The sequence below is a fragment of the Bradyrhizobium sp. 159 genome (genome assembly GCF_023073795.1).
Taxonomy (GTDB): domain Bacteria; phylum Pseudomonadota; class Alphaproteobacteria; order Rhizobiales; family Xanthobacteraceae; genus Bradyrhizobium.
In genome coordinates, this window is record NZ_JADPKE010000033.1 from 1 (window position 1) to 516 (window position 516).

1 pseudogene is annotated in these 516 nt (G+C 59.5%); it reads left to right on the plus strand.

The features are described 5' to 3' along the window. Positions 1-61: 61 nt before the first annotated feature. A pseudogene (locus tag IVA96_RS07685) lies at positions 62-316 on the plus strand (transposase); the annotation flags it as partial. Positions 317-516: the final 200 nt, after the last annotated feature.

Consider the following 516-nt stretch of genomic DNA (forward strand, 5'->3'; position numbering starts at 1 on the left):
TGAGCTGCTGCCGGTTTGATGGACACCAGGATTAGGTGTTTCATGAAGCCGGAGGTGGGCGATGAAGAGACGGAAGTTCAGTCGCGAGTTCAAGATCGAGGCGGTCAAGCTGGTTAGGGAGCGTGGGGTGTCGGTGGCGCAGGCCGGGCGCGACCTGGATGTTCATGAGAACGTTCTGCGCAAATGGGTGAAAGAGTTCGGCTCCGATCCGGTGCAGGCCTTTCCCGGCCACGGGCAGATGAAGCCGGAGCAGCAGGAGATCGAGCGGTTGCGCCGTGAGGTCGCCAGGTTGAAGGCCGAGCGGGATATCCTAAAAAACTGTCCAGCGTTGTGGCGCGCCTGCGCGGGGTAGAAACAGCCTTGTGCTATCTTCTTGGCTAGGAGGGTAGCGGCCGTCAGCTTATTGGAGGCAGAATCCCCGTTAAAAAACGTGGTCCATGGGTGCATGCGGACTTGGGAGTGGTGACGCTGCTCCGGCGGCGATCCCGATTAGGAAGATGACGATTGGCATAACCC